Origin of the sequence: Capilliphycus salinus ALCB114379 (genome assembly GCF_047276495.1) — a bacterium.
GTDB lineage: Bacteria > Cyanobacteriota > Cyanobacteriia > Cyanobacteriales > Microcoleaceae > Capilliphycus > Capilliphycus salinus.
On the sequence record NZ_CP178543.1, the window covers coordinates 6,960,356 to 6,984,588 of the forward strand.

Sequence of the window (24,233 nt, forward strand, 5' to 3'; positions counted from 1 at the left end):
AACAAAGGTTGAGGTGGAAGTTGGGAGTATGGTTGATTCAAAACCTTTGATTCCGGTGGCTCTGACAATAGCCGGATCGGACAGCGGCGGGGGAGCCGGCATTCAGGCCGATTTACGAACCTTTGCCTTTCACTGCGTTCACGGAACCAGCGCTTTAACTTGCGTTACGGCTCAAAATACTTTGGGCGTGAACCGAGTCGATGCCCTCTCACCCGAAGCCGTGGGCGAGCAAATTTCAGCGGTGGTTGAAGATATTGGGGTACAAGCCACCAAAACCGGAATGTTGCTCAATGCTGAGATTATTGAGCAGGTGGCGCGTGAGGTGGAACGATGGGATTTGCAACCGTTGGTGGTCGATCCGGTGATGGTTTCCCGGACGGGAGCGCAATTGATTGACGATCGGGCGATTATGACTTTACGATCGCGTTTATTTCCCCGTGCTACTGTGATTACACCGAATCGCTACGAGGCGGAGATTCTGAGCGGGCTAAAAATAGAGACGGTCGATCAGATGTGTAGCGCCGCTCAACAAATTTACGATCAACTTGGAATAAAAGCCGTTTTGGTCAAAGGGGGAGGTTTGCAACCGTCTTGTCGGGGAACAGATGTCTGGTTTGATGGCCACGAGGTTCAAACCTTGCACAGTGAAATGATCGATACACCCCATACTCACGGTACCGGCTGCACGCTTTCGGCGGCGATCGCCGCTAATTTGGCTCGGGGAGAAGACTTGTTGAGCGCCATTCAACAGGCTAAGGCTTATGTAACTCAAGCCCTCCAGTTTTCCCTGGCGATTGGTCGGGGTCAAGGGCCTGTCGGACATTTTTTTCCGCTTCTGTCCCCAACAAGCCCCTGTTTGTCCCGTTCCGTTTCTCAAACGGAGTCCATTTAGCGAGTGGCTCTGCGGCTAGAGCGAGATAGTTTTTGTTGCCAGTAAAATGGATGCTGAGGTAACTCCTTTGAGGTTTCTACTTCAGGGGGGTTCGTGCGAGTAGAAGCCTCTGAGAGAGCTTCTTCTTTGTCGGGAAACAGAGGAGTTGAACTTCGTAAAGGATCGCGTTGTACCGCAGCTAGGGCTTGACGAACTGCCGTTTTGATCTTAACCTGATATTCGTCGCGGGCGCGTTTGACCTGATGTAGCCAACCTTCCTGGCTGGAGGCGTATAACGTGGGTAGGCGGTTGAGGGCGAAGGTTTCTACCTCTGTTCGCTGGATATACTGGGTTAAGCGAGGAGAAAGAAGAGCCATTTGAGTTCTAACTTCCTCAGCCACCAAGTCTTCCATGATATTGTGGTACTTTCTGCGTTGCTTCCCTGACATAGTTGTCACCGAAAACCTTTGTGTATTAAGTGAATAGATCGAATTTGTGGGTAGTTAGAAATTACAAACCAATTAACTGTAGAGCCTCTAATAATTTAGAAACGACACAATAGCTACATTGACGAGAGACTGATGTTGATCAAATCCTCTATGTTATCCACCTGGTGATCTCCGGCTAAATAACCAATTCCTCGATGCAGATGAAGGCGAAGTTGCTCGGCTAGGGTTTGTCTATCTGTTGCCAATCCTTCCCGCCAACATCTGTGCTTCAAAGCGATCAGAAATAAGCCAGACAATTCGCCGCTAAACACCCGCCAAGTCATTTCAATGCCACTTTCTGCGGACAACGGAACAGCCGACGGTGCTGTTAACTCAGCCAGTGAAAGGCAAAAAGCCCAGCGACACAAAATGTTCCATTGCTCTATCCCCGTTGTTCGCTTTAGCTGCACAAGCTGCTCTTTAGCCAAAGGAGATAGACGAATTCGATCAACGGGCGGCTCCATAGTTGATTACAACCAGTCACAATCCGAACAGTTCAAAGAATGAATTTAGCCTGTTCCATCCCCATTATACAACTATAAGTGTTTTCTCGGTATTTTGAGGCATCATTTTTGACTTGATCGGTAATACAGAACCATTAAACCTTGACTGCTTTCACCAGAATTGTGAAAAAACCGTGAAAAGTTATACCGACCCCCTGATGGTTTTCAATGGTGAACACCCAGATGGTAGAAACAAAGTTGATTCAACTCCGAAAAATTACGGAGTTCTTCATGTAGCTCAACTGAAGCTATCATAAAACAAAGCCATCAAAGGGTCAAGTTCGCCCATCGGATTTTTTCTCTAAACTAAGAAAAATCAGTGTATTAAAAATCTTCGCTCTCCCAAATTCATGTTAGAACTCCATTGTCATACTACCTACTCCGATGGTACACTGGCTCCCAGCCAACTGATCGCTTTGGCGATTCAAACTGGTGTTAAAGCGATCGCCATCACCGATCACGATACCCTTTCTGGTTGGGAAGAAGCTTTTAGTGCCGCAGCCGACCTGGATCTCGAAATTGTTCCCGGAGTAGAATTGTCTACGGTTTATAACGAACGTTCTTTACATATTTTGGGATTTTACCCCAATAAAAATAAACTCTATTATCCCCTCAATGAACGTTTAGAAGGACGCAAAAGACGCGCCCAACAAATTGTTAATAAACTCGCCGAGTTGGGTTATCCGGTTGAACTTCCTCAAATGGGTGAAGGAATAGCAGCTTCTCGCCCTCATATTGCTAGGGCTTTGGTGAAAGCTGGTTACGTTCAATCTTCTCAAGAAGCCTTTGAAAAATGGTTGGGAGATGATCAACCTGCTTTTGTTCAATATGAAAAATTTTCCGCAGAAGAAGGGATTCAACTCTTACTTAATTGTGATGGAATTCCCGTTTGGGCGCATCCTTATTTGTTTCGAGGGGGCGAAGTGGAAGCGGTGTTAAAAGATCTGGTTTCTGCCGGTTTATTGGGTGTTGAAGTTTATCATCCCAGTCATACATCAAAACAAATTAAGCACTTAGAATCTTTGTGCGATCATTATGGGTTATTAAAAACCGGAGGAAGTGATTTTCACAGCCCAAATTCTGATATTAGTCTCAATCAACTTCATTTACCGCTGGAGTTATTGGAGTCTATAAAACAAGTTAAATCGAAAAGAGAACGAACTCGCTGATTTTGAGAGTTTTAATCATTGTTTCTCGGGAACTCAACTCAACCTCTCCGAAAAATATGTAAAAATAAAAACGTTAACTTGAAAAAACCTTTCGACCATGACTTATCATGTAATTTATGACGGAAACTGTAATTTGTGTGTGACCTTAGTACAGCTTCTAGAAAACTTAGATCAAGGTCAGCAGTTTCAATATATCCCCATGCAAAACCAAACTGAACTAAACCGCTTTGGCGTTACATCAACCGACTGCGAACAGGGGATGATTTTAATCGATGGTAACAACCCTCAGCGTCGTTGGCAAGGGAGCGATGCAGCCGAAGAAATTGGGAATTTATTACCGGCCGGCGATCTATTTGTGGGCGCCTATCGCGCTTTACCGGGGTTAAAATGGGCGGGAGATCGCATTTATGAACAAGTCCGCGATAACCGTTATCAGTGGTTTGGTCAGCGTTCTAGCACCTACAATTCAGCTTACTCCAGTTGTGAGAGTTGTCAACAAAATTAGGGCTTGCGCGATCGCTAATTTCCGAGTATAGTAATATTCAACAGCACCTAACACTAATTGTGGGCTGCTGTCTCACCATTCGCATATACATCTGTACAAGTGTATCTGTGTATTTAGGTGGTTGCGTCAGCTAAGAATATCTCAAGTTCTTATTTGGCGTTATTACCTCTGTGTATATATCCACTTACACAGATAGATATGCGGGTTGTGAGACATTGGCTTACTCCAGGGCTGAATTAGCAACTTGGTGTGAAGTGTTCTCGCTGTGAACTTCTCAAAACAAAGTGATAGCATTTTCAGAGGAGTTTTTAAAAACCACAAATTGAAAGAGATAGCTAGTAACTATCTTGGTAATACTATCGCGATCAATTTCTCGTATAAATGCTGTATCTGAATGTAGATAACGTTAGTTTAGACTAATGTTGATAATTGCTTCTATTTTGTTTTTTAGGTGCAAAGAAGTAATTAAGATTCGAGAAGTTCATAACAGAATACTCCGTTAGTGCGAGGTGAGTTAACAAAAAAATATCACCGGAGTTCACAAATAATGAAAACTCAAAAAAGTCAATCTAAACAATTACAGAATTTGGTCGCTATTTTTTGGGATTACGAAAATGTATCTCAATTTGAAATAGCATCTGATTTGTTGAAAATTGCTAGCTTTATAGGAAATATTTTTACTTTGAAAGCTTACAGTTGTAACTGGAATGAAAGTCATAAAAGTTATCTCGAACAGAAAGGCTTTGAGTGTATCCAGATCAAAAATAAAAGTAAAATCAAAAATGCGGTTGATTTTCAAATTGTAATAGACTGTTTTCAGCCCACAAAAACTAATACTTACCCAGATATAATCATATTAGTAACGGGAGATAGTTACAGTCAGATTGTACAGCAAAACCTCAGACAAGAAAACCGAAAATTAATTGTATTTGCACGAAAGGGAAGTCATTGTAAGACTTTAAACCCGAAAGCATTTGATGAATTTCATTATATAGATGAACTTCCTAAGCTGGTGAAAAAATTGGATTCTCAAACGCTGCAAACAGAAGGTTACATTTGTTATGAAGAAGCGGTAAAATGTTTAATGCAAGCAATCAAAACTGCTGTCAAGAGCCAAAAATCTGCTACAATAGGTTATCTGGGAAAATTAATGCACGATAATCCCAATTTTCCGAACTATAAAAATGTTGCATCGATCCGCAAACCAGATGGAACAAGTTTTTCCAAGTTTAATAAATTCCTGGAAACACTGATTCAAAAAGGAATTATTAAAAAAGTCAACCAGGAGATCATTTTGATTCGGGATATGAAATAGAATTAATCCTCTCAACGCATTAGTTGTGTTAATAATCCTCACCGGGTTGCAGAGAATCATCATCTGATGATAAACTAACCAAAGTGAGGATAGACAAAAATTATTTTTGATTTAAACTCTTTAGATATAAGAAGATCTAAAAAATGGATAAACTTCCAAGAATTCAAGATGAAAAACTGAGGTTGAGGGCGTTAACCCATCGTTCCTACGTTAACGAACATCCAGGAGAAGGAAAAGATAACGAGCGCTTAGAATTTTTAGGAGATGCAGTCTTAGGGTTTTTAGTAGGTGAATTACTGTATAATTATAATGGGGAAGAACTAAGCGAAGCCCAAATGACCCGTTTAAGAGCCGCATTAGTCGATGAAAAACAACTGGGAAAATTTGCGGCAAAATTGGGAATGGGTGAAATCATGCGACTGGGAAAAGGAGCAATAAGAGATGCAGGATACCAAAACCCGGCATTACTGAGCGATACATTTGAAGCCTATATTGGAGCGTACTATTTGGAAGCGGGAATAGAAAAAGTTAGAGAATTTATTATCCCTCTGTTTACTCAAGTAGCAATGGAAATTGTCGGGCTGCATTCCCAAGAAAAAAACACCGAACATTTAATCGACTCAAAAAATCGATTTCAGCAGTGGGCGTTAGCAGAAGTGGGAGAAAACCCGAAATACTTTATTATCGATCAATCCGGCCCCGATCATGCCAAAGAATTTGTTGCGGAAGTGCGGGTTAAAGATCAAGTCTATGGTATCGGAAAAGGGCGCCGCAAACAAGACGCTCAAAAAAAAGCCGCAGAAGCAGCCTTAAAAAAATTGGGAATTGTGTGAAAAGGGAATAGGGAATAGGCGCTTCTTGCAAGAGGCAAGGGGAAGGGGAAAAGGGGAAAGAGGCAGTGTACAGTTATCAGTTATCAGTTATCAGTAGCATGGTACTCTTGACTGGTCACTGTTAACTGTAAACTGTTAACTGAAAAGGAACGGGTTTATAAAAGTTTTGCATGGGAAAATCTAAATTTGGACCGAACCCGCCCCTACAATACTGTTCCCTGTAAACTGAATTAAGCTCGCAAAGCTAACTCGGCGGTAGGTTGAGACTCTCGGATGAGATATTCTAGGAAGGTCTGAGCGACGACAGAGAGATGTTTTCCGCCGAGATAAACAACATACCAGCGCCGCTGAATGGGAAAATGTTGGATATCCAAAATCGTCAATTCTCTCGATAAACTCTCTAAAACTAGAGTATGTTTGGAAAGAACCGAAATACCTAAGCCACCTGCGATCGCGTGTTTGATGGCTTCATTGCTACCAAGTTCCAAACGAACCTTAACCTTAACCTTGTGTTTTTCAAGCAACTGCTGAACAGCTTGTCGAGTTCCAGAACCCGGTTCTCGCATGATAAAAGCTTCACCTTGAAGTTGTTTGATGGAAATATTTTTCTGTTTAGCGAGGGGATGATCTTGTCGAGCAACAACAACGAGAGGATTATCAAGAAAAGGTTCTGCACAGAGATCGAGATCCTCAGGAGGTTGACTGAGAATATAAAGATCATCTTGATTCTCTTGCATTCGCCGAATGAGTTCCTGATGGTTGTTCACCTGAAGCGAGACATCAATACCGGGATACTTTTGGCAAAACGAACCCAGAAGCCGAGGAACGAAATATTTAGCCGTTGTCACCACAGCGAGGCGAAGTTGTCCTTGCTTCATCCCTTTCAAGTCAGCAACTTTCATCTGAAAATTTTCGAGTTGCTCGAAGATGTAGTGACAAGTATCGGACAGTTCCCGACCCGCCTCCGTGAGATAGAGTTGCTTGCCAATTTGTTCAAACAAAGGAAGACCAACCGCCTGAGTTAGTTGCTTGACTTGGCTGGAAACTGTTGGCTGAGTGATATACAACTCCTCAGCCGCTTTAGTAAAACTACCGTGACGAGCCACAGCTTCAAAGACTCGTAACTGATGTAGGGTTGCCTGGATCAAGAACTCCTCCTTTCTATGAGATATGGGTTGGGGTGCTAGCTATAAGTAAATGCAATATGAAAAGGGTTGCGTTCTATTTCGATTTTAATGGTATGCTAACCATAGACATTAGTCAATCAATGATAGTATTTCGATAGACCTGTATCTATTTTAGCGTTCACTCAGATTTCACAAACCCATGCAAGTAACCAGGATTACGAATAAAATACATTTTAGAAATCTACAAGGAGACATATTTGGGGGAGTCACCGCCGCTGTTATCGCCTTACCAATGGCATTAGCCTTCGGGGTCGCTTCCGGTGCGGGAGCCGCCGCAGGCCTTTGGGGGGCTGTTTTGGTGGGTTTCTTTGCCGCATTGTTTGGAGGTACGCCAACTTTAATTTCCGAACCTACAGGCCCGATGACCGTTGTGTTTACGGCGGTTGTGGCTAAATCTCTGGCTGCGGCACCCGACGAACAAACCGGGATGGCAATGGCTTTCACCGTTGTGATGCTGGCGGGGGTTTTTCAATTCGTGTTTGGGGTGTTGAAATTGGGTAAATACATTACCCTGATGCCCTACACCGTAATTTCAGGGTTTATGTCCGGTATCGGGATCATCCTGATCATTCTTCAGATCGGTCCAATGCTCGGACAAGCCAGCCCGAAAGGTGGAGTCGTGGGAACGTTGCAAAATATTCCCAACTTGATAGCCGGTATCAATCCGCTAGAAACTGTCTTGGGTGTGATTGCCATTGCAATTATCTTCTTCACTCCCAACAAATTGAAGAAGGTAGTTCCGCCTCAACTCAGTGCTTTAGTGATCGGAACCCTGATTTCTCTATTCTTCTTCGGTGATGCAGATATTCGTCGCATCGGTGCAATTCCGATGGGCTTACCTCAATTACATATGCCGGTATTTAGCCTGGGACAAATCAACACCATGTTAATTGATGGTTTGGTTCTGGGAATGCTCGGTTGTATTGACTCTCTGCTGACTTCTGTAATTGCCGATAGCTTAACTCAAACTCAACATAATTCTGATAAAGAACTTCTCGGTCAAGGACTTGGAAACCTGATTTCTGGAATTTGTGGCGGTCTTCCCGGTGCGGGTGCAACAATGGGAACCGTTGTTAATATCCAAAGCGGTGCTACAACAGCCGTTTCCGGTTTAACTCGCGCTCTGATTTTATTAGTGATCGTCTTAGTAGCCGCTCCCCTCACCCAAAGCATTCCGATGGCGGTTCTTGCAGGTATTGCGCTGAAAGTCGGTATCGATATTATTGACTGGAAATTCCTCAAACGCGCTCACAAACTTTCTTGGAAAGCTGCCGCCATCATGTATGGTGTGGTCTTGCTCACTGTTTTCTATGACTTAATTATAGCAGTTGGTGTTGGGGTATTTGTGGCGAATATGCTCACGATTAAACGTCTAGCCGATATCCAAGCCGAACAGGTTAAAGCCATTGACACCCCCAACGATGAGGTGCTTGTCAATGAAGAAGCCAAAGAGTTGATGAAACAAGCCAACGGTCGTATCCTCTTACTCGACCTCGGCGGCCCGATGAGCTTTGGTGCATCAAAAGCAATTACTCAACGTCAAGCGATTTTAGATAACTATCAAGCGATCATTATCGACTTAAACCACGTTCCTCTGTTGGGTGTTACCGCAACCCTGGCGTTGGAAAAAATGATCGATACTGCTTACAATAAATCCATTGATGTTTACATTGTCGGCGCTGAAAATAGCCAACATCAAATTAAAACTCGTCTACAACGCTTCAATATTTTGGACCGTTTACCCAAAGAAAATCGAGTCGCAACCCGTGTTGTTGCTCTGCGGCGTGCTTTAGCGAGTATCAACGGTGAAGTCATCCAACCTGAAAGCTATGACACCGAAGAAGTCAATAGCTATCCGGTCAGTCCTAGTGATGCTCCTAGACTGCAAAAATCTTGATTGTCTAGCCCCGGTTCGTAACTCCTAATATTCTCCCTCTTATCGGGGCTATTTCCTAATTATCTTGAGACCGATCTCAAATCAGGGAAAGGCAGAACTCTCTTCAAAACCTTAAAACGGTTAAGCTGCTTCTGCCTCCCCAACTTTTTAAAATTTTTTGATCTACAATCATCTCCACAACTAACAAGTGAGAAGCTATTTTAACGGCGGGTCGATCAATATTTGCTTCTAATAAATTCTAAATAAAGATCAATTCGCTTTGCACTGAAAACCAATTTGTGATTCAATTAAATTAGATTGCCACTGTCTTGAAAACCCATGTTATACCTCTTGAATATTCCCCTGTCTTCTCCTATTTTTGCAGCGGCTACGGAAGCCGAAAATGGTCCGGTTGTCTTAACTGCCGTTCTCCTCAGTTTAGTTGTGGTTTATATTGCCAGTAAACTCGGCGGAGAATTATCAAAACGTCTCGATTTACCCCCAGTTTTAGGCGAATTAATTGGCGGGGTTGTTGTTGGAACTTCCGCTTTGCACCTGTTAGTTTTTCCTGAAAGTGGTGCAACCGCTTCTGACTCTTTATTGATGACTTTTTTACAATCCATTAGCGATTTGAGTCCAGAGTCAGTTACTTCTATTTTTGCCAGCCAAAGTGAAGTGGTTTCTGTTTTGGCAGAATTAGGGGTAATTATTCTCCTGTTTGAAATCGGTTTGGAATCGGAGCTTAGAGAATTACAAAAAGTCGGTTATCAAGCCGCAGTTGTCGCGGTTGTCGGTGTGGTTGCTCCCTTTGCAGCCGGTACTTTAGGGCTGATGTATTTCTTCGCAGTTCCCGCAATTCCTGCTATTTTTGCCGGGGCTGCATTAACAGCGACCAGCATCGGAATTACCTCAAAAGTTCTCTCAGAAATCGGACGCCTCAAATCAAAAGAAGGTCAAATTATTGTCGGGGCGGCCGTTATTGATGACGTTCTCGGTATCATTGTTTTAGCCGTTGTTGCCAGTTTAGCCAAAACCGGCGAAGTAGACATCATCAATGTTGTTTATCTAATTATTAGCGCCACAGCATTTCTTCTCGGTTCTATCTTACTCGGGAAATTCTTCAACACCTCTTTTGTCGCGATCGCCGATCTTTTACAAACTCGAGGACAGTTGGTCATTCCCGCTTTTACCTTTGCTTTCTTGATGGCATTTTTAGCCAATGCAATTCATTTAGAAGCAATTTTAGGGGCGTTTGCAGCCGGTTTAGTTCTTGATGAAACTGACAAACGCAAAGAACTTGATAAACAAGTTGTTCCCATTGCTGACATTTTAGTTCCCATTTTCTTCGTTACCGTCGGGGCGAAAGCGGACTTGGGCGTATTAAATCCCGCAGTCCCCGCCAACCGCGAAGGACTAATTATCGCCACTTTCTTAATTGTGGTTGCCATTATCGGTAAAGTGATTACAGGTTGGGCGGTTATCGGTCAGCCTCAAATTAACCGCTTGGCCATTGGCGTCGGAATGATTCCCCGGGGCGAAGTTGGTTTGGTGTTTGCGGGAATTGGTTCGGCCAGCGGCGTACTCAGCAAACCCCTCGAAGCCGCTATCATTATCATGGTGATTCTCACCACATTCCTCGCGCCTCCTTTCCTCCGTTTTGCTTTTAAACAGTCTCCAGAAACCCCCGAAACGGATGTCGAGTACAAAGGAAATGCCTAAACTGCTTTCCTCCCTCAACCTCAGAGGAAATCAATCCATCATCTAGATTCGCTTATTTGTGTTAACTTTAATTCAGCGATCGCAGAACAGTTCATTTGATCTCAAACTGTTCTGGTGATTACTGAATTTTTTCCTTTATATAGTAATTACCATAATGATTGATAACAAAGAGCAAAAAAGATCAAAATAGATTTTGTATAAACCCGTCCCAAGATCTTTGTTCCTTCCAATTTTACAGTTAGCATGGAAAATATTATCCAAAGCCTTCCCAATAGCCCAATTGTAACTTTTACAATTCTAATTCTCGTTAGTTTAACCATTCCTCCAATATTTGAAAAGTTAAAACTACCGGGATTAGTCGGATTATTAGTTGCCGGAGTCATATTAGGAAGCAACGGTTTACAACTGCTTGAAGCCGATTCCGAAACCATGAAACTGTTTGCAGACATCGGTAAAATTTATCTGATGTTTGTGGCGGGTTTGGAAATCGATCTCGCCGAATTTAGACGCACAAAAGATCGTTCTTTGGGCTTTGGTTTTGCAACTTTTGCCATACCGTTAATAACGGGAACTGCTGTAGGCTTAGTCTTTGGTTTCGGGTTAAACGCTGCGATTTTAATCGGTTCCCTTCTCGCCTCTCATACCCTCCTCGGATATCCCATCGTTAACCGTTTGGGTGTTGTTAAAAACGAAGCCGTAACCGTAACCATCGGCGCAACAATTTTCACCGATATCGCCGCCCTTTTGGTTTTAGCCATTTGTATTTCTATTTATGGCGGAGAATTTTCACCCGCAACTTTAATTATTCAACTCGGCGCTTTAGCGCTCTATTCTGCTATCGTTTTAGTGGGATTAGATTGGGCGGGAAAAGAGTATTTTCGCCGCACCGGAGACGAAGAAGGCAATCAGTTTTTGTTTGTATTATTGGCGGTTTTTCTCGCTTCTGTCGGCGCCCAAGTTATCAATATTGACAAAATTGTGGGGGCGTTTCTAACCGGACTCGCCGTTAACGATGTTTTGGGTCACAGTCCCGTAGAAGAAAAAGTAGAATTTGTTGGGAGTACCTTATTTATTCCTTTTTTCTTTATTCAAATGGGATTGTTGATTGATATTCCCGCCTTTGTGAGCAGTTTAACGACTGAATTGGGATTAACTTTAGCAATTGTTGGGGGATTACTTGGGAGCAAATTTTTAGCCGCTTTTACCGCCAAACTTCTCTACAAATACAAGTGGAATGAAACCCTAACCATGTGGTCGCTTTCCCTTCCCCAAGTGGCGGCGACTTTAGCAGCAGCTTTAGTCGGAGTTGATGCAGGTCTTTTGAGTCAAGAAGTCTTTAACAGCGTGATTGTTTTGATGTTAGTTACTTCAATTCTTGGCTCAGTTTTAACCGCTCGTGTGGCGCGAGATTTAACCATACCCAAAGCCGATTTAGAACCTCAAAGCGAAGAATGGACGTTAGGAATAGAACCGCTTGAAACGTCGGAAATACAACAGTCAGCCAGTAAATTTACCGTATGCAAACTGAAAAATCGCTTTACCGTTTTGGTTCCAATTTATAATCCCCTCTCACAACGTTATCTCATCGAAATGGGAGCGTTATTGGCGCGTCACGAGTCGGGAATGATCGTGCCTGTATCCATTACTCAAGCTCACGTTCACATGGACGAACCGCAGTTGGGTATCGCCCTAGAACAAAGCGATAGGCTGTTAGAAAGAGCGGTCGAAGTTGCCAAAGAATTTAAAGTCGAAGCCAAACCAAAAGTTAGAATAGATGATGATATTGCCGAAGGAATTAGTCGGACGGCTCGCGAACAAAATGCCAATTTAATTGTTATGGGTTGGAGCGATTCTACAACCAGTTTAAGAGCGCGATTATTTGGCAGTTTGGTTGATAATGTATTTTGGGCTTCTCATTGTCCGGTGGCGATGGTTAAACTGTTGGATGAACCGATTAATATTCGTCGGATTTTAGTTCCCGTTAAAAATATTACGCCCCAAGCCATTAGAACCGTTCGTTTTGCTCAACTCTTTGCGGATACAAATCAGGCGAAAATAGCCCTTTTACACGTTTGCGATCGCGGAACTTCTTCAGAACAAATCGCTAAATTTGAGGCGGAAATGGCGGATGTTCTAACTCAAGGTGGCCCCCAAGTTCAGGCAAGAATTAAAACCGTTGCTTATGATGATGTTTCCAAAGTCATTGTCAGAGCCGCCCAATCTTTTGATCTGGTCGTTTTGCGTTCAATGCGGCGTCGGACTGCGGGAGGTTTGGGGGTAAGTAATGTAACCTCTGAAGTGATCAAACAGCTAACCTGTTCTATTGTTTTGTTTGGAGAACCCCACACTTAAAAACATATTAGGAGGAGGGTGCATCAGATAATCAACTTAAAAATTAAACCCAAGCGCTTGCAGTCTGATGCATCATCAAACTACAAGTAGGGTGCATCAGATAATCAACTTAAAAATTAAACCCAAGTGCTTGCAGTCTGATGCACCATCAAACTAAAAGTAGGGTGCATCAGATAATCAACTTAAAAATTAAACCCAAGTGCTTGCAGTCTGATGCACCCTACAATTGAAACGACTTCTTCAGGAGTTTGATATTTCCCTGATTTCAGCTTGCTTTGAATAAATTGTTCTTGGTCAGAGGTGAGATTGATACTCATGGTATGATTAAATTAGAGTTCATCCTAATCATAGCTAATCTAGTTTATGATCAGTTTTGAGAGTAGAATTAACTTAAATCATCTAGGAGTAAGATAAATAACGATGAATACAGTTCAATTACGACAAAAAATCGAAAGCCAACTCAATCAACTCTCACCCGAAAGACTTGCCCTGGTGAGTGACTTTCTTGACTCCATCGAATCGACAGAACCCACTGATTCATCTTCTTTGCGTAAACTTCCCCCCATTAAAAGAGGAAAAACCGCCAAAGATTTACTAAAATATGCTGGAACTTGGCAGGGAGATGATCTGGAAGACTGCCTAAATATCGTTCATAAAACTCGCTCAGAAACGCAGTTTTAGCCCCATGCCTTATCTACTCGATACCAACCACTGTAGCTATATTCTTAATGGCAACTCTCAAGTAATTAGTGCCTTAAATACTCATATGAATGATACTCTAGGTATTAATTCCTGAACCCCGAACACTTCAAGTTGTTTGATGATTATATAGCGATCGCAACAGGATAATAACTCCTATCTATGGCTTCTCATATTTTACCTTCAGTTTTCCAGATTCTAAGTGTAGAATCAGACTTAGTTACCAGACATACTATCATTTGTTACCTGTAATTTTTCAAGTTCTACTTTAGGAAGTAATAGCGTTGATTCTATCCCATTTTTAAGTTCTTTCCATTTTATTTTATTAGCATCTTCTGGATAAATCTTACTTTCTTCAGGATCAAGTGAAACATCTGGATATCCGCGTTGAAGACAATCCAGCAGTAATTGATTGGCATCATAATATAACTTCAGTGCTTCTCTTTGCTGGACACTAAACTTATAGTTTCCTATGTGACTTTGACACATTACTCGATATCTATCCAAAATTTCTTTAAGCTGTTTATGCAATTGATCTCCTTCACGCTGCCACCATTCTTTAAGACTTTCATTTTCCGTTGGCTTAATCTCTTGCTTTAATAACTTTAAAGATTCTTGTAGATGCTGGAAAATATCAAAATTCATCTTCTGAGAAATACTAAGCGTCCATTGAGGATTACGGAAAGAAGATTGAATATAATTAAATACCTCAAAAATTGATCCATTAAATCCATATTCAGACTGAAACCAGAGGCTACCTAAACTATACAAATCATTAATATATCTCAAAGTTCCATTGTGAGGATCGATTTCATATCCTATATCAAGCTGATGTATATACCACTTAGCATCATCTCTGCTTAAATCTAGATCTAAAAAACTCGCCAAGTAAAATGCTCTAGATCGAGCGCACACAAAAGGTGTAGAAGAAATTTTAGATTTTTCATTCAATTGACCTAGAAAAGACTGAATATAACTATCTTCTGATATTTCCGGCATTTCATCAATTCTGTTTTTCATTGCTATAATCAAATTATCTACAGGTTGTAGCATTTCAGACAGTAGCAAAAATACCTCACGCCATCTAGAATCACTAAGATATTGAGTGAGGTTTTCAAAAGCTCTATTGCTATAATCAGACTCATCTATCTTGTTTAAAAAGTGTCTTGCTGTAAAATACTCTTGAAATGTAGAATGATAGAAACTATATTTTTCCCCTTGACCGATTAATAATCTAGAATCAACTTCTATATCATTCAACAATTTTTTTAACTTGGCTCTACACTGATCGAGATCTCTAATGTTAGAGAAAGATGGTACACAACGCTTAATTAACTGGTGAATATTTCTATCTTCTACGGAAAAACTAGAATTTCCTTGTTTAAAAGCTGTAGCAGCTATTTCTCTTAGCAAAATTTCAAAATTTATATCGCCCTCAAGATTGTCACGATCAGATAAGTAATTCCAACTGTCTTTATCTGACCCTACTAAACAGTCTATTGCTTTTCGATATAAGTCACTTTTTTTAGATGGAAGTTCACCTTTTTCTACAAAAATAATTAATATGAGATTGAGTAAGAGTGGTATTCCAACTATTTCTTGAATACGTTCATTTTCTGGATATTCTATGTAACGGAGCAGATCTTCTACATAATGTCTGGCAACTTCTTCAGGACGGTTATCAATCTTAGTTAACCAATTGTAAGCATAGTTTTGAATTTGAAATCCTTGCTTATAATCATTATTGAAAGGGCTTAAATGTACAATTTTAAATTCTTTATCATATAATTTCTTGCTTGGTAAACCGTATCCGCTTCTACAAGATAAAATTACCCTATTTCTTAAAATATCAAAATCTAAGACTACATTAAAAAAATGATATAATTCTTGTCTACTTAACTCATCTAACTGATCTAATAGGATTAAAGCTTTACCCTGTTTAATCGTTTGAACAACAGAGTTATCTTCATTTATATTAAAATATTTATAACTAATAAAATATTCCAGTGTAAAGCTTTGATCTTGATTTTTAAGTTTGTTCTTGAGATTGTAAAACTCTTTGAGTTCAATCAAAATTGGTATCAGGGATTGGTTAGGGTCAAGTTGATTGATATGAGTTACTATAAATTTGAGTAACATACTTTTTCCTGAACCTGGTTCACCTCGTATGAGGAGTTTTGACTCTTGTAAAACTATCTCTTGCCATTTGATTAATTTTACTTCCTCAATTTCCCGATCTTTAGAATTTTCCCGATCTTGAAAATAAATATCAACGAAAAAATCATCAATTGGCACTATTTTAAAAACATCTGCTTTAAAGCGACGTAGAGCAGACACCTTTTCACATTGTTGATATTGTTCTCTTAACAATTTATCATAATCATTTTCTTCATTATTAGTTAGATTGTTAACTGATTTAGAGTGTTGGTTCTCTGTTTGCTCCTCTTGAAAACCTAATGGAGCTTCTACTTTTTCTCTTTCTCTATTCCATCTGTTTTCTAGAATTTCTTTAACGTTTATTTTCTTAACTTTTTCACCTAAAACATCAGTAATATCTTTCCATAGCTGAGAAGCTGGTTTATTTACACTCTTTTTTGAATAATTGTTTATTTCACTTAACTTTTGCTGATTCCATGTAATTTCTAGTATATTTTTTTCTATGTCTTTTAATTCTCTATTAAGCAATTTCTCAACAAAACAAATTACATCCTTTATTTCCATTAGAGTCACTTTTAGTATCTATTTAGAACTCAGATTAACTTACAAATCCAACTTTTCCAACTTTTAATTTTTATTTTAGCTAGTAAAACTTCCAACTTTTCCAATCTCAATTAACCTTTCATGTGGGTTATTGTGAATATGTAATGAAATCAACCTGAAAACGGAGGTAATAAAATGTCCATAGATCACTTTTCATTTAATGAAATTCGGACAGAACTGCAAGCTAACATAATCCCTGTTATGCAACAGCTAAACGACATTCGACAGCGTACAGAACAAACTATGATGTCGGTTGCAGCACTTTATAACCATGTAGACCATGCAGTTGCTTCAGTCTATCAACGCCTCCTATTAAGTAATCAACCCCATGATTCCAAGCTCGTTATTGGTCGCTTTGAACATCGAATCAAACTGCTCAAAATACTTGAGGAAGCACAAGAGAAGGTATGGATTATTAGCCCTTGGACTTCTAAAAATGGCTTTGATGAGCCGATTATTGAAGGCATGAATAACTGTCTCCAGCGAAGAATTCCAATTAGTATTGGTTGGGGATTTCAAGGAGATATTGGGACTTTAATTAAACCCCAAAATAGTAGTTGGACATTTACTGGGCTTCCTTGGCAGTACAGCGCCATGCCCGAGTTGAGGAAATTGAAGTGCGTTTACCCGGATGAATTTCAACTTAAACTGATTGGTACTCATGCTAAAGTGTTTATGAATGAACAATTTGCGGTTGTCGGCAGCTATAACATTCTCTGCTCTAAGCCCAAAAGTGAAAAGGATTTGTATGAAGAACTAGGACTCATTACTACAAGCCCGTGCGATCTTCAAACTTTGAGAGATTGGTTTGACAATGCTCCCAATTATACCGCAGGCTAGATAAAGGACACAATATAGATTTACTGAAAAAACCCGGTTTACTAAGAAAATCCGGGTTTTTTTGCTTTTCTAAATTTGCTTAAATTACTGAGTAGCTACAAGCTGTTTTTTGTTCGTTTTTTCCGGTTCAATAGGCGCACTCAACGCTTCTTCTAACGGCGCACAACCCAACCTTTCTTCGAGAATATTCATCACTTCCCGACCAAAATCATAGGGGTTTCTTTGCCAAGCTTCCAGACAAACTTCTCCAAAAAACGACCCCAACGGTTCGGGATTCCATAACAATTTTCTCGCCGTCCAAGGCATCAAACTCATGGGATTATAATCCGGTTTTAGCATATCCTTTTCAAAGGCATATTCTTCTAAATGGGTGTGGGGTTGCAACCCGATAAAGAAAATCGCAGGTTCGACTTTATCCGCCCCGAAAATCTTTTCAAGTTCCCGGTGATAGGCTAACGTTTGACGAATGGTTTCAAAAGTTTCATCAATCACATTAAACGAATAATTCACCGAAACCAAATCGTTAAACCCTGCGGCTTTTAAATCGCGGCAATTTTCCAAAACCACCCGCAAATTATATCCCATTCGCATTTTCCGAACCAATTCTTGAGAACCGCTCGTAATGCCTATTTCAAAATAATTCATCCCGGTTTTGACCATCAAATCGCACAACTCAGGAGTTAAATTATCCGCCCGAATATAAGCCGCCCAGTGAATATCATCCATCCCCGCATCGAGAACTTTTTGTAACAGTTCTACCGCATCATTAATAAACCGACGAGCCGGGATAAATTGAGCATCCGTAAACCAAAAATTGCGAATTCCGCGATTATAAAGTTGCTTCATTTCCGCGACAACTTCATCTGCGGGATTAATTCGGACTTGTTTCCCTTCAATCACCGTATAAACACAATAGCAGCAATTGTGAGGACAGCCCCGCTTGGTTTGCACTCCAATGTAAAAATCTTGGTCTTGGAAATAATATTCAAACTCGGGCCAAATCCTTTCAATGTAATTGTAATTGCAGGCCGTTTTTTCTAGCGGAGTCGGCTTTTCGTGTATCATGCGATCGCGAGGCGTTGTTTGTCCAACCACATAACAGCGTTCATCGCTAAAATCTTGACCCCGCAGCAGCTTTTCAAGCAACGTTTCGCCCTCTCCCACCGAAACAACAGTCCCTTTGGGAAGACTCCGCCCCAACTGTTCGTAAAAAACGCTAACCGCTCCCCCACCAACCACAGAATAAGCTTGGGGGTTGTACTGACGGGCGCGTTTGAGTCCCCGTTTAATTAATCCGAGGTTGCGCCAGAGTTCAGTATAGTAAGAAGCGGCCAGTCTCAGCCCGCCCAAGGCGCCTCTAAGCTTAATTACAGGATTTTTAGCGTAATAGAATTCAAAGGCGTTTTGCAGGGGATTTCCGCCCCGTCCGCCAACGGGTGCATAAATTTGAATATCTCGCCAAGAATAGACCAATAATGTGGGTTTAAACTCGTCTACACAAGCATCCAAAGCCGAACTGTAGTCCAAAGGAGGAACGGCACCCAAATCAAAAATTCGCTGTTCAACCTCGGGAAACAGTTTGTGAACATGATCGGCCAGATAAACCACGCCAATGGGGAAAATGGGATTACAAGGAAGGCGGACGTAAAGGATTTTATTTTCCATGATGAATGAGAAGGGGTCTGTACTTCAGAGACAGTCTAATGACAAGCTTTTATTCGGGTTTATTTATATAACTTAACAATATACTGTAGTTTTTTCATTTTCGGAGCCATGTTTCTGAAAAACTTTAAAAATTTCTAAACACGAGTCACAGCGATGTGGAGAAGGGATTTACTCGTATCTGTCTTGATTTTAAAGCATTGGGGAAAGGATTGGGTAATTTCCCCCATTCAAGGGTCAAACCCTTGAATTTTAGCAGAAAACGGCGATCTACGAATGAGTACGAAAACGGATTGGTAGTCGCGTTTACAACTATTCGGGATCAGGTAATGTTAGGTTGGCAATATATCCTAAACTTGTACCCCAAAGCTTTTTAGCAGTTATGGCTCAAATTCTTGATCCCCTACCATCAAACGTCTCTAACCGGATTCTCTGCTGCTACGTGAACGCAACCAGCCAGATCCAAATCGCTCGCATTAGCAACATTGCCAATTGGTACTTTGAGCGAGTGGTGTTTCCGGGACAGCGTTTGTTATTTGAGGCTTTATCGGAGGCGTTGTTAGAAATTCATACCGGTAACATGGCGAGCGCTATCCTTTCCGATAAGATTCCTTGCACTCGTCTTCAGATCGATCAAAATGCTCCGACCATTCCCACAGAAGATACTCATCCCTCTCAAGCCGCGCAAGCTTATCATCAACGGGTGATGTCTCAAAAACCGCGTCAAGCTGTTCCCGAATCTTTAACAACACCCGCTTTAAGTGCTGTTGATTAAACTCGGAACGAAAATCTTTTTTTAAAATCTCCTATCTAGCTGAAAGGTTCCACTTTTAAGACAATAACCTTGAAATCATCTTTGACACTCCTTGCACTTCCAACGGACTAACTTATATTTTTCCTTTAGAAGTGCGGAGTGTCATAAATTATGCAACTAGGAGATTGGGGGAGTGAAGCAACAAAAAATCGATTATCGTGTAGAACGAAGGATTAAATCTAATGACACATGGAATCTAACGCTGCTGTTTCATCAGATAGCCATTCATCCCCATCTCTGAATGCCATTTTTCGGATTTCTCCGATTATTCGCATCACACTGTTAGGATTGTATGCGGCTTTAATGTTGCCTTTACCGTTCTTATCCCAAGCCGTAGATGCGCCAGTCTCTCCTAATTTATTATGGATCGGAATTGGTTTGGGCGCGATCGCCGTTTATGCGGCTTTAACCGAACGAGTTCTTGTTGATGACCAACAAATTCAGGTAACATATCCCGGTTGGGTGAAGCCCATTTTTCGCAAAGGTTGGTCTTTACCCTGGAATGAAGTTAAAGCGCTCAAACCCCGCACCACCGGACAAGGCGGACTGGTTTATTATTTTCTCTCTCAGTCGGGAAAAGGCTATTTACTCCCGATGCGAATTGCTGGTTTTGCTCAACTGGTCAGAATTGTTCAGCAAAAAACGGGAATTGATACCACCGACGTTCGCCCTTTAGCTCAACCCTGGATGTATTTTATCCTATTTGGGTTTACGTTGCTGCTGTTTTTGGTGGATATTTGGACTGTTACAACTGCCTTTTCTGTTGGTCTTCCTTAACAGTTAACAGTGATTTGAGTTTTGGCGATCGCGCTTTTTGAGTTGTGCGATCGCCATTCGTTTAATCATTGTGTAAAAATTAGAAAAATCTATTGGGTTTCCTAGTGACAACCTCACCGACAAAAAAATGCGATCGTTACACTTTTGACTAACAGTACAATTGAACAGTAGCCAATCTATATCTAGACTCATAACTCACTATTGCTGCCCTATTTGCTCCAATGATTTGTTAGACTTTCGTTTAATTGGAAGTGTTACAACTCTTTGCTTATGAGCATTCTGCTTATTTCGCAAATCCCTAAATATTGCATCTAAATCGTAATCAAAGGAGCGAGCATATTCTTCTCTGTAGCTGTAAATTTCTTCTAGAATTTCGTCTTTCCACATTGCTTATTCTCCTTTAAATTCATATCCGATCAACTGATATGGCGTACAGATAACTGGTAACTCGTAACCCAAGCCAGAACTAATTTATGATAGCTTTTTCTGGATGAGGGCGTTTGCCATATGCTTACAATTCCATGTTAGCAGGTAGTCTAAACCATAAACTGTTGCCAGTGCCATATGCAAGGCATCGTTAGAGGCTTTCGATGGTAGGTTACTTTGCTTCAAAAATTCTTTAGCCAGTTCTATAGCCTCCTCTGTCAGATCAAGAAGCATTAACGGCTGTAACAAACTTAGTCTTCGATCCGCGATCTCTGTATCACCTTTGGCAGCTTCATCCAATACAATTTCAGAAGCATACAGCACAAATGAAGTTCTACAATTATCCCACCAGTCCTGCGTAACTTTGATGTTTGCAGCAAGAATTAAGTTGTCGGTTGATCGGGCAGTCAAGTAACCTAAAATACTGGTTTCGATATAGATAGTTTCACTCATGTTAGATGAAATCTAGATGTTCTCATTCTAACCAGCTTACTATATGAGTGTATGTCCTCAGCGAGCGCCATTGTTTAATTATTGTGTAAAAATTAGAAAAATCTCTTGGGTTTCCTGGCGTCAACCCGGCTGACAAGGAAATGCGATCGCTACAGTTCGCCGATCGCTCAAAGTGTATAATTGAGGGAGTTCTGTAACTGACAAAAAAAATCTAACACTTTTTCAAGAGAAGATTATGTCAGAAATGCCATCAATTCAGGAGAAGCTGAAAAGGGTTTGGGAAAATGTCGATCAGATATTTCTACCGAATGACTCTTGGTGGAATGATGATGATAAATGTCATAAAATTCAAGAAAAGTTGTCGAACTTAAACCCCGATCACGAAAAAACGTCTGAACATATTGATCGGATCTATAAAGTTCTCAGTCGGGGTGTAAATCTTACCCAAGCCGCAATTGATTGGGAACATCCAGGCATTGGTTCGGAGAGAAATTTAACAGGTAAGGCAAGAGGAATTCAATGGCGATTGGTAATCGCTTACAGTGGATTTGAGATTACAACCAAAGGGTTAATTAATAAATTAGAAGGTCAACCCAACAAAGATGACTTTAAATCGCTAATTAAGAAATGTCAATCTCATCTTCCCAATTATCCCCCATTAAATCCCCCCGCTTCTGATAGTAGTAAAAGTTTGGAAAAGTGGTTAACTCAAGAAGAAAAATCTATCGGAAAATTTTTGGGTTTGAGAAACAACGATATAAAGGTGATTGAAAATTGGATAGTTGAGTCTCATCCCGTTCAGACCTGGGAAGATGCAGTGCTTCTCGCTAGAGCTTTTAGAAATTGTACAACTCATGGATTTCTGGTTCCTCGTAAAGTCCAAGATTGGAAGCTGAAGCCAATTTTCAAGGTGTTAACGGAGAATTTAGCAGAAATTTTGATTGCAGCCTTAGAAACAATAGAGTCTTGAGTACATCTAAAAATAGATATTGACAACCTTTGGCTTGATCGTCTATAGTAAAAATGTAAATTTTACACTCCGCTATCCGTAAGGGTTGTAACTCAGAAAGTTAAGTCTAGGTCGGTAGACCGATAACTAGGTTTTACATTCTTCGTGACAACGACAGCATGGATATCCGAGTGTAAAATTTTCCCCACTTCATGCGTTCAAAAGGCTGTAGATGAACTGAAGACAGCCCTAGTAAAGTTTAAAACAACGATATACAGATTATTAAGTGTTGTTGGGTTTTATGTGTTAACCCGATTTACACTGATATCAGCCTGATATAATAACTGTTCTGTATTGTGCGAAAAGGTTTCGCCTTTACAGCGAAAATTATGTTTGAGTAAAATCTTATTTTAACCTAAAATTGTGATAATTTTAACGAAAACTTTTGGAGAGTATTGAGCAAAATAAGAAAGACATTTTGACCAAAAAGAATCTAACTATATTTATGAGTCCTAACCAATCTTCCGATCTTCCCCTGTGGGTTCAGGATCGAGAAACTGTCATCGCTAACGATAGCGGAGTTGAATGGCGGGGCGGAGAACGTCCCGACTATTCCTATACCAATCAATCTCTTTACAAAGAAAGTCAATACAATCACCCACAGGGTTCTTTAGAAGCCATTGCGGAAAATTTAGTCCGAACTTTTGAGTTAGAAGCAACTAATAAAGTTAACCCGCAACAGTGGTTATCTATCGTTCAGGATAAGTTTAGAATGAAAGCCAATGGCGGCCCGGAATACACCGCCGAAGATGTCGCCAAAGCCGGAACTTATAATTTATTTATGGGGGAAACCGAACACTACAGTTCTTCGGGAGAAAGCTTTGAATCTTCTTTTCAAGTGTTTCATAAAGCCTTCCCGAAAGGTTTTCTTTGGGAGGTGATCAAAGTCTTAGCGGGGCCTCCGAATGTTACGTTTAAGTGGCGCCATTGGGGAACGTTTAACGGCCCGTTCAAAGACCACGCACCCACCGGAGAAATGCTAGAAATTGTCGGGATGAGTATTGCTCGGGTGACGGAAGATTTAAAAATCATCTCCTTAGAACATTTTTTTGATAACAGCGCCTTTCTCGAAAAACTAACAAGCGGTTGTCCGTTCCACGCTCAAAAATCTTCCGATTGAACTCGACAAAATCTCCCCAATTTGCGATAATTGAAAATGGAAAAGTCAACGAATCCATTGCAATCAATTTGAGTTCTAACGCTCCCGTAAATCCCCAACTCCGCTTAAATCACGTCTCCCTGCAATCAAAAATCGGTTTTCAGCCCATTTTGCAGGATATTTCTGTTGAGGTAGAACCAGGCGATCGCATTGCTTTAGTGGGAATTTCGGGGGCGGGAAAAACTTCGCTTCTGAGGCTATTAAACCGTTTAGATAGTCCGTCAACTGGGGAGATTTTTTTTGAGGGTGAAAATTATAATAAAATACCGGTGGTCGAACTGAGAAAACAAATTACTCTCGTTTTTTCAACACCGAAACTGTTGGGAATGACGGTCAAAGATGCGATCGGTTATCCTCTGAAGTTGCGGGGTTTATCAAAGGATGAAATTAATCAACGGTTAACGCAGTGGACGGAACGCTTAGAGATTCCCAACGAATGGTTAAACCGGACAGAAGTACAACTCTCAAGCGGACAACTGCAAAAAATTGCGATCGCCAGAGCGTTAGTTATCCAACCGAAAATTTTACTTCTCGATGAGGCAATAACAGGCTTAGATGTTGGAAATCAGACAAAGATACTCAATATTTTACAAACACTTGCCGAGGATAAAATCACCCTAATTTTCGCCACTCATCACCTTGATTTAATTCAAGACTGGGCAAATCAACTCTGGTATTTATCGCCAGGAAAAATAGTTCAAAATACCCCAACTCGACAGGTAGACTGGCAAGCATTAAAACAGCAATTTATTGACGCCCAAAAACAGGAAGCCCAAGACTGGGAATAAGGAGTTCAGAAGTCAGAAGTCAGAAGTC

Annotated in this window: 22 protein-coding genes; 15 read left to right on the forward strand and 7 right to left on the reverse strand. The window is 40.8% G+C overall.

The window, feature by feature from the left end:
- The first annotated feature begins 28 nt into the window (after positions 1 to 28).
- Positions 29 to 892, forward strand: a complete 864-nt coding sequence (gene thiD, locus ACL6C3_RS28235; protein ID WP_413163160.1) for a bifunctional hydroxymethylpyrimidine kinase/phosphomethylpyrimidine kinase — start codon at positions 29 to 31, stop codon at positions 890 to 892.
- Here thiD and ACL6C3_RS28240 read toward each other — a convergent pair.
- Positions 889 to 1,320 carry a late competence development ComFB family protein gene (locus tag ACL6C3_RS28240; RefSeq protein ID WP_413163162.1) on the reverse strand — a complete coding sequence of 144 codons (432 nt, stop codon included), beginning with the start codon at positions 1,318 to 1,320 and terminating at the stop codon, positions 889 to 891. The two genes, thiD and ACL6C3_RS28240, sit on opposite strands and share 4 nt — an antisense overlap.
- A 113-nt stretch (positions 1,321 to 1,433) precedes the next feature.
- Positions 1,434 to 1,823 carry a DNA sulfur modification protein DndE gene (gene dndE / locus ACL6C3_RS28245; RefSeq protein ID WP_413163163.1) on the reverse strand — a complete coding sequence of 130 codons (390 nt, stop codon included), beginning with the start codon at positions 1,821 to 1,823 and terminating at the stop codon, positions 1,434 to 1,436.
- 389 nt (positions 1,824 to 2,212) lie between these two features.
- Between dndE and ACL6C3_RS28250 the strand changes: the two genes are divergently transcribed.
- The 4 genes from ACL6C3_RS28250 (at position 2,213) to rnc (ending at position 5,684) form a co-directional block, all read left to right on the forward strand.
- Positions 2,213 to 3,031 carry a PHP domain-containing protein gene (locus ACL6C3_RS28250; RefSeq protein ID WP_413163166.1) on the forward strand — a complete coding sequence of 273 codons (819 nt, stop codon included), beginning with the start codon at positions 2,213 to 2,215 and terminating at the stop codon, positions 3,029 to 3,031.
- Between the two features lie 97 nt (positions 3,032 to 3,128).
- A complete protein-coding gene (locus ACL6C3_RS28255; RefSeq protein WP_413163169.1) occupies positions 3,129 to 3,536 on the forward strand; it encodes a thiol-disulfide oxidoreductase DCC family protein in 408 nt (135 codons plus the stop codon).
- A gap of 547 nt (positions 3,537 to 4,083) precedes the next feature.
- Positions 4,084 to 4,851: an NYN domain-containing protein gene (locus ACL6C3_RS28260; protein WP_413163170.1), complete on the forward strand. Its 768-nt coding sequence runs from the start codon at positions 4,084 to 4,086 to the stop codon at positions 4,849 to 4,851.
- Between the two features lie 143 nt (positions 4,852 to 4,994).
- Positions 4,995 to 5,684, forward strand: a complete 690-nt coding sequence (gene rnc, locus ACL6C3_RS28265) for a ribonuclease III (protein WP_413163171.1) — start codon at positions 4,995 to 4,997, stop codon at positions 5,682 to 5,684.
- A 230-nt stretch (positions 5,685 to 5,914) separates the two neighbouring features.
- Here the strand turns inward: rnc and ACL6C3_RS28270 are convergent, their stop codons facing one another.
- Complete coding sequence (locus ACL6C3_RS28270) at positions 5,915 to 6,832, reverse strand: LysR substrate-binding domain-containing protein (RefSeq protein ID WP_413163174.1); 918 nt, start codon at positions 6,830 to 6,832, stop codon at positions 5,915 to 5,917.
- A 178-nt stretch (positions 6,833 to 7,010) separates the two neighbouring features.
- Here ACL6C3_RS28270 and ACL6C3_RS28275 point away from each other — a divergent pair, with 178 nt between their 5' ends.
- The 4 genes from ACL6C3_RS28275 to ACL6C3_RS28290 all read left to right on the forward strand — a co-directional run bounded on the left by ACL6C3_RS28275 (position 7,011) and on the right by ACL6C3_RS28290 (position 13,499).
- Positions 7,011 to 8,768: a SulP family inorganic anion transporter gene (locus ACL6C3_RS28275; RefSeq protein WP_413163176.1), complete on the forward strand. Its 1,758-nt coding sequence runs from the start codon at positions 7,011 to 7,013 to the stop codon at positions 8,766 to 8,768.
- Between the two features lie 318 nt (positions 8,769 to 9,086).
- Positions 9,087 to 10,466, forward strand: coding sequence for a cation:proton antiporter (locus ACL6C3_RS28280; RefSeq protein ID WP_413163179.1), 1,380 nt, complete (start codon positions 9,087 to 9,089; stop codon positions 10,464 to 10,466).
- Positions 10,467 to 10,709: 243 nt separating this feature from the next.
- Positions 10,710 to 12,818, forward strand: a complete 2,109-nt coding sequence (locus ACL6C3_RS28285) for a cation:proton antiporter (protein ID WP_413163181.1) — start codon at positions 10,710 to 10,712, stop codon at positions 12,816 to 12,818.
- A gap of 420 nt (positions 12,819 to 13,238) precedes the next feature.
- Complete coding sequence (locus ACL6C3_RS28290) at positions 13,239 to 13,499, forward strand: hypothetical protein (RefSeq protein ID WP_413163184.1); 261 nt, start codon at positions 13,239 to 13,241, stop codon at positions 13,497 to 13,499.
- A gap of 234 nt (positions 13,500 to 13,733) precedes the next feature.
- Here ACL6C3_RS28290 and ACL6C3_RS28295 read toward each other — a convergent pair whose 3' ends face one another.
- Entirely contained in the window at positions 13,734 to 16,238 is a 2,505-nt protein-coding gene (locus tag ACL6C3_RS28295; protein WP_413163187.1) for an NACHT domain-containing protein, read from the reverse strand.
- Between the two features lie 174 nt (positions 16,239 to 16,412).
- Between ACL6C3_RS28295 and ACL6C3_RS28300 the strand changes: the two genes are divergently transcribed.
- Positions 16,413 to 17,117 (forward strand): hypothetical protein, encoded by a 705-nt coding sequence (locus tag ACL6C3_RS28300; protein ID WP_413163189.1) that lies wholly within the window; start codon positions 16,413 to 16,415, stop codon positions 17,115 to 17,117.
- A gap of 84 nt (positions 17,118 to 17,201) precedes the next feature.
- On the opposite strand, the gene ACL6C3_RS28305 is transcribed toward ACL6C3_RS28300, so the two are convergent.
- Positions 17,202 to 18,782 carry a photosystem II high light acclimation radical SAM protein gene (locus ACL6C3_RS28305; RefSeq protein WP_413163191.1) on the reverse strand — a complete coding sequence of 527 codons (1,581 nt, stop codon included), beginning with the start codon at positions 18,780 to 18,782 and terminating at the stop codon, positions 17,202 to 17,204.
- Between the two features lie 379 nt (positions 18,783 to 19,161).
- Here ACL6C3_RS28305 and ACL6C3_RS28310 point away from each other — a divergent pair, with 379 nt between their 5' ends.
- Together ACL6C3_RS28310 and ACL6C3_RS28315 are read left to right on the forward strand one after the other, a co-directional pair.
- The gene (locus tag ACL6C3_RS28310) at positions 19,162 to 19,554 is read left to right on the forward strand and encodes a DUF1830 domain-containing protein (RefSeq protein WP_413163193.1); all 393 of its coding nucleotides are present in this window, start codon (positions 19,162 to 19,164) and stop codon (positions 19,552 to 19,554) included.
- 228 nt (positions 19,555 to 19,782) lie between these two features.
- A complete protein-coding gene (locus ACL6C3_RS28315; protein WP_413163196.1) occupies positions 19,783 to 20,370 on the forward strand; it encodes a hypothetical protein in 588 nt (195 codons plus the stop codon).
- A 198-nt stretch (positions 20,371 to 20,568) separates the two neighbouring features.
- Here the strand turns inward: ACL6C3_RS28315 and ACL6C3_RS28320 are convergent, their stop codons facing one another.
- Positions 20,569 to 20,757: a hypothetical protein gene (locus ACL6C3_RS28320; protein ID WP_413163197.1), complete on the reverse strand. Its 189-nt coding sequence runs from the start codon at positions 20,755 to 20,757 to the stop codon at positions 20,569 to 20,571.
- A gap of 84 nt (positions 20,758 to 20,841) precedes the next feature.
- Complete coding sequence (locus tag ACL6C3_RS28325; protein WP_413163199.1) at positions 20,842 to 21,249, reverse strand: type II toxin-antitoxin system VapC family toxin; 408 nt, start codon at positions 21,247 to 21,249, stop codon at positions 20,842 to 20,844.
- 235 nt (positions 21,250 to 21,484) lie between these two features.
- Between ACL6C3_RS28325 and ACL6C3_RS28330 the strand changes: the two genes are divergently transcribed.
- The 3 genes from ACL6C3_RS28330 to ACL6C3_RS28340 all read left to right on the forward strand — a co-directional run bounded on the left by ACL6C3_RS28330 (position 21,485) and on the right by ACL6C3_RS28340 (position 24,205).
- On the forward strand, positions 21,485 to 22,219 hold the full coding sequence (locus tag ACL6C3_RS28330; RefSeq protein WP_413163201.1) for a hypothetical protein: 735 nt from the start codon (positions 21,485 to 21,487) through the stop codon (positions 22,217 to 22,219).
- Positions 22,220 to 22,703: 484 nt separating this feature from the next.
- Complete coding sequence (locus ACL6C3_RS28335; RefSeq protein ID WP_413163202.1) at positions 22,704 to 23,378, forward strand: ester cyclase; 675 nt, start codon at positions 22,704 to 22,706, stop codon at positions 23,376 to 23,378.
- A complete protein-coding gene (locus ACL6C3_RS28340) occupies positions 23,375 to 24,205 on the forward strand; it encodes an ABC transporter ATP-binding protein (RefSeq protein WP_413163204.1) in 831 nt (276 codons plus the stop codon). The genes ACL6C3_RS28335 and ACL6C3_RS28340 overlap by 4 nt, the downstream gene beginning before the upstream one ends.
- Positions 24,206 to 24,233 lie beyond the last annotated feature (28 nt).